Below are 2,155 nucleotides of genomic sequence, written 5' to 3'. Positions count from 1 at the left end.
CCTTGGCGTTGAGCGGGTCGAGCGAGGCGATCGGCTCGTCGGCGAGGATCACTCTGGGCTGCTGCATCATGGCACGAGCGATGGCGACGCGCTGCTGCTGGCCGCCCGACAAGGTGCCGGCGGGCTGCAGCGCGGTGCGGACGATGTCGAGCCGCTCGAGTGCCGCGACCGCCTCGGCGCATTCGGCGCGGGAGAACATGCCGAACAGGTTGGTGATGGTCGAGCGGTGGTTCAGCTTGCCGAGCAGCACATTGGTCAGCACGTCGAGGCGCGGCACCAGGTTGAACTGCTGGAAGATCATGGCGCAGTCACGCTGCCAGCGCCGCAGCGGCGAACCGCTCAGCTTCGAGACCTCGGCGCCGTCAAAAAAAATCGACCCCTGGCTGGGATCGATGAGACGGTTGATCATGCGAAGGAGGGTTGATTTGCCGGCGCCCGAACGGCCGATAATGCCAACCATCTGACCCTGCGGGATCGCGATGTTGATGTCGCTGACGGCAGTGTTCTTGCCAAATCGTCGGGTGACACCGCGGATTTCGAGCGTGGCGGAATTTGCTGGCATGGGGGCAGGTTCCAGTCCGGGACCATTGATCGTCAGGCTCTCGCCTAACGCAGCCACATGAACCTGCCGTGTCGCGATGATGTCAGTTTTGTTACGCTCCACAGGCCGGAGTCTGCGGCCGGCCCAGGATCAGCAGTCGAAGGTGATGTGGAATGCAGGCCTGGCGAGCTGGCGCCGGTGGCCAGACGGCACCACTTGATGCGCATATACTCGCCCGTCGCGCGCCGGCGATGGCGAGGCCGTCCTTCAGGCGTTCCAGACAAGGGCCGTCATGGCGTCGATGCCGGTGTCGAGAGGCACGTCATGCGGATAGCAGGGGCGGGGGCGGTTTGCCCCCGCTGCCCAGCGTCAGTGACAGCCCGTTCCTGGCGTCGCTATCCGCCATATTTCTCCAAGAACGCCTCGGCCTCGAGCTCCCGGAAGTCATCCAACGCGGCCCGCAGCCTTGCATGGTCCCAGTCCCACCAGGCCAGCGCCTGGTAGCGTTCGGCCGTGCGGCGATCGAAGCGCTCGCGGATCGGCTTTGCCGGCACGCCGGCGACGATCGTATAGGGCGCTACATCTTTCGAGACGACAGCGCCGGCGCCGACCGCGGCGCCATCGCCGATGGTGACACCGGGCAGGATGGTCGAGCCGTGACCAAGCCAGGTGTCGTGGCCGATGGTGACCCGCTTGGCGCGGCGTTGGGCGAAGAATTCGCTCTCGTGCTCGGCATCGTCCCAGTAGTCCGAGGCGCGATAGGTGAAGTGATGCAGCGTCGGCCGCCAGGTCGGGTGGTTGGTGGCGTTGATGCGCACGCTGGCCGCGATGTTGGCGAACTTGCCGATCGTCGCACACCAGACCGAGCAGTCCTGCATCATGTAGGAATAGTCGCCAAGTTCGCTTTCCGAGACCCGGCTACGGTCGGCGATCTCGGTCCAGCGGCCGAGCGTCGAATTCTGTACATCCGCCGTCGGGTGGACCAGCGGCGTCTCGGACAATTTCCTGGTCATGCGGCGATTTTTCCGGGCGCGAAAGCGGTGACGTCGATGATGCGGTCGGCAACCGCCTCGCGTACATCGTGGTCATGGAAGATGCCGAGCAGGGCGACACCTGCAGCCTTCTTGGCGGCGATGAGTTCGATCACGACATCGCGGTTCCTGGCATCGAGCGAGGCTGTCGGCTCGTCGAGCAGCAGGATCGGATGCTCGGTGATGAAGCCGCGCGCGATGTTGACGCGCTGCTGCTCGCCGCCGGAGAAGGTCGCAGGCGGCAAAGCCCAGAGTTTCTCCGGCAGGTTGAGCTGCGCCAGCAAGGCGCGCGCCTTGTCCCTTGCGGCTTCGCGATTCTCGCCGCGCTCGACCAGCGGTTCGGCGACGACGTCGAGCGCCGAGACGCGCGGCACGGTGCGCAGGAACTGGCTGACATAGCCGATCGTTTGCCGGCGTATGGCCAGCACGGTGCGCGGGCTGGCGGTGGCGAGGTCGATCAGCCCATCATCATGCGTGACGATGATCTGGCCTTCGTCGACGGCGTAGTTGCCGTAGAGCATCTTCAGGATCGAGCTCTTGCCGGCACCGGAAGGACCGCCGAGCACGGTGCATTCGCCAGCCC

The 2,155-nt window shown here is 65.4% G+C and carries 3 protein-coding genes; all 3 read right to left on the bottom strand.

Annotated features, from left to right (window positions below; genetic code table 11):
* Positions 1–562: phosphonate ABC transporter ATP-binding protein (locus tag EN994_RS28380; RefSeq protein WP_164746280.1), on the bottom strand; the 562-nt coding region annotated here is incomplete at its 3' end.
* A gap of 374 nt (positions 563–936) precedes the next feature.
* A complete protein-coding gene (locus EN994_RS28375) occupies positions 937–1,554 on the bottom strand; it encodes a DapH/DapD/GlmU-related protein (protein WP_063169038.1) in 618 nt (205 codons plus the stop codon).
* Positions 1,551–2,155: phosphonate C-P lyase system protein PhnL (phnL, locus tag EN994_RS28370; protein WP_127308008.1), on the bottom strand; the 605-nt coding region annotated here is incomplete at its 5' end. The genes phnL and EN994_RS28375, both read right to left, overlap by 4 nt.

Origin of the sequence: Mesorhizobium sp. M7A.F.Ca.CA.002.09.1.1 (assembly GCF_003998555.1) — a bacterium.
Classification (GTDB): Bacteria; Pseudomonadota; Alphaproteobacteria; order Rhizobiales; family Rhizobiaceae; genus Mesorhizobium; species Mesorhizobium ciceri.
Note: the sequence above shows the minus strand (reverse complement) of the source record. Positions and strands in the feature narration are given on the sequence as shown.